The organism is Bacillus cereus group sp. BceL220 (genome assembly GCF_051776965.1).
GTDB lineage: Bacteria > Bacillota > Bacilli > Bacillales > Bacillaceae_G > Bacillus_A > Bacillus_A cereus.
In genome coordinates, this window is record NZ_JBPWBC010000041.1 from 1 (window position 1) to 2,606 (window position 2,606).

A 2,606-nucleotide genomic window follows, 5' to 3' on the forward strand; every position below is an offset into this window, starting at 1 on the left:
TCGACTTGCATGTATTAGGCACGCCGCCAGCGTTCATCCTGAGCCAGGATCAAACTCTCCAATAAAGTTAGTTTGTCTAGCATCTAAAAATAAAAATTGACGTTTCACGTTATTTGTTTCGTTCAGTTTTCAAAGAACTACTTGATCGCTCATTTGCGACTTCCTTATGTTAACATCTTCGTTAGTTAATGTCAACTAAGTTTTTCATTTCGTTTGTCGCTTGCGACGTTAATGTCATCGGCGACTTGTCCTATATTACACTTCATTTGTATAATCGTCAATATGTTTTTTTAAAAACTTTATATTTTATAGAATACATATACGTAATCAAATTATCTATTTACGCATTTCTTCTATAGTTATATACAAGCACCCCACAGAACTATCTATAGGGTGCTATTCCATCATAAAAGCTATTGTTCTTTTGATGGCACCGAACAACTTCCATCAGCACAAGAAAGATCGCTTCCACCATCTGCTGAAAGTTCCTGTAACTTCGGTGCAGGATTCTCTTCTTCCCAAACTTGCTGAAGTGCACCAACAAAAGTTTCAAGTGGTTGTGCACCTGAAATAGCATACTTTTGATTAATAATAAAATAAGGCACTCCCGAAATTTGATATTGCTGAGCAATCGCTTCATCAATTCTAACATCATTTGCGTACGCATTTTTATCATTAATAACATTTAAAGCTTCTTGCTTATCTAAACCTGAGGCTGCAGCGATAATAGCAAGTGTATCCACATCACTTAAATTTTTCGATTCAGTGAAATATGCAAAAAGTAGATTCTCCGTAATCTCCTTTTCTTTTCCATGATTCTTTGCAAACTTCGCAAGACGATGCGCATCAAACGTATTCGTCGGCTTCATCTCATCAAAATTAAAACTTAAACCCATACTAGCTGCATGATTTCCTAGCTGTACGTTATTACGCTTAGCTTCTTCAATACTAATCCCATACTTTGATGCAAGCACTTCATTAATACTTGTTCCAGAGTAAACGGGAGTATTCGGATCCAACTCAAAACTTTTAAACTCAACTTCAACATCCTTCTTATGTGGAAATTGCTCTAAAGCCATCTCTAATCTACGTTTCCCAATATGGCAAAATGGGCATACAAAATCCGACCAAACCTCAATTTTCATATAAACACCTCATTAACATTTAGTTTTCAATCATTGTAGCACTGAGATTAAGGAATTCAAAAGTTTTTGCTCTATCTCCTTCATATAGTACATACAAAAATACACTTATAGCAGACTACCTAATTAACAAAAACAACGATAATCAAAAGGATTAACTATTATCCCTCCGATTATCGTCTATATAAATGCAACAACTTTAATTATGCCGGAATATACTTCCCTACGAACTTCCATACGGTATTCCAATATTTATTCGAATCTACTTTCTCCGCTTCTCCATGCCCAGCACCTGGAACAATTAATTTCTCTTTTTCTACTTTTGCAGCATTATATACTTCATCTAACATTTCAAAAGGAACGAATGTATCAGCATCCCCATGAATGAATAGCATAGGTGTTTTACTTTTCGCCACTTGTTTTACAGCTGAAGCTTCTTCTAAATCATATCCAGCTCTTAATTTTGTAACTGTATTTGCCGCATTCATAACAGGAAACTTCGGCAAGTGGAATAAATCTTTTAGCTGATAAGTAAATTCATCAATAACGGTTGAGTATCCACAATCTTCAATAATAACTTTAACATTAGAAGGTAAATCCTCTCCTGAAGTCATCATTACAGTTGCCCCGCCCATTGAAACACCAAATAGAGCTATTTCAGCATTAGGATCTTTCTTTAAGATTTGTTGAATCCAAATCAAAACATCTTTACGATCATTCCAGCCCATACCAACATAATCCCCTTCACTATTTCCGTGCCCACGAAGGTCTGGTGCTATGACATTATAGCCTTGTTCATAAAAGTTACGAATATATTTCGTCATTTCTGATGCTCTACCATTGTATCCATGAACCACAATTGCCCATTTATGACTAGATGATTCATTCATATATTCATAGCCTTTTAAATTCAATTTATCGAAAGAACGTATAGTTAATGTGTTAGGTTTATACTTCGATACGAAGTTCGCATTCTTTTCTTCATTTGTAGCCAATACATCTCCCGATGCATTTACCGTTTCTACTAAATGAGGATTATCTTGCAAAAATTCTTTTTCTTGTTTCGCATTCAATGCATAGTTATAAAAATAATTCCCAACTAACATATACACGATTAATAGAAGGACTAAGACTACTATAGTAATTATACCTATCCTTTTCATATTATCTCCTTTTCTAACTTAAATCTTCTTATATTAAAGTACATCAAAAAAACAACTGTACTATTTTAACACACCAGTGAATCTTATCTTTAAGAAATAAAATAGAAAATCTTAAATTACATATCAAAAATCACGAAAGAAATCTAATGAAACTTATATAAATATGTAATTAGCTTTGAAAAGAAGTTACAAAACACAAAAAAGACGAGTCATTCTGACTCGTCTTAAAGTTGCTTGGCGACGTCCTACTCTCACAGGGACAAGGTCCCAACTACCATCGGCGCTAGAGAGCTTAACTTCC

2 protein-coding genes and 1 rRNA gene are annotated in these 2,606 nt (G+C 34.4%); all 3 read right to left on the bottom strand.

Annotation, left to right across the window (positions count from 1 at the left end; genetic code table 11):
- Positions 1-65 (bottom strand): 16S ribosomal RNA (locus ACS2FK_RS30330); the annotation flags it as partial.
- Positions 66-413: 348 nt separating this feature from the next.
- On the bottom strand, positions 414-1,145 hold the full coding sequence (locus ACS2FK_RS30335) for a DsbA family oxidoreductase (protein WP_063546249.1): 732 nt from the start codon (positions 1,143-1,145) through the stop codon (positions 414-416).
- A 200-nt stretch (positions 1,146-1,345) separates the two neighbouring features.
- The gene (locus ACS2FK_RS30340) at positions 1,346-2,305 is read right to left on the bottom strand and encodes an alpha/beta hydrolase (protein WP_063546247.1); all 960 of its coding nucleotides are present in this window, start codon (positions 2,303-2,305) and stop codon (positions 1,346-1,348) included.
- Positions 2,306-2,606 lie beyond the last annotated feature (301 nt).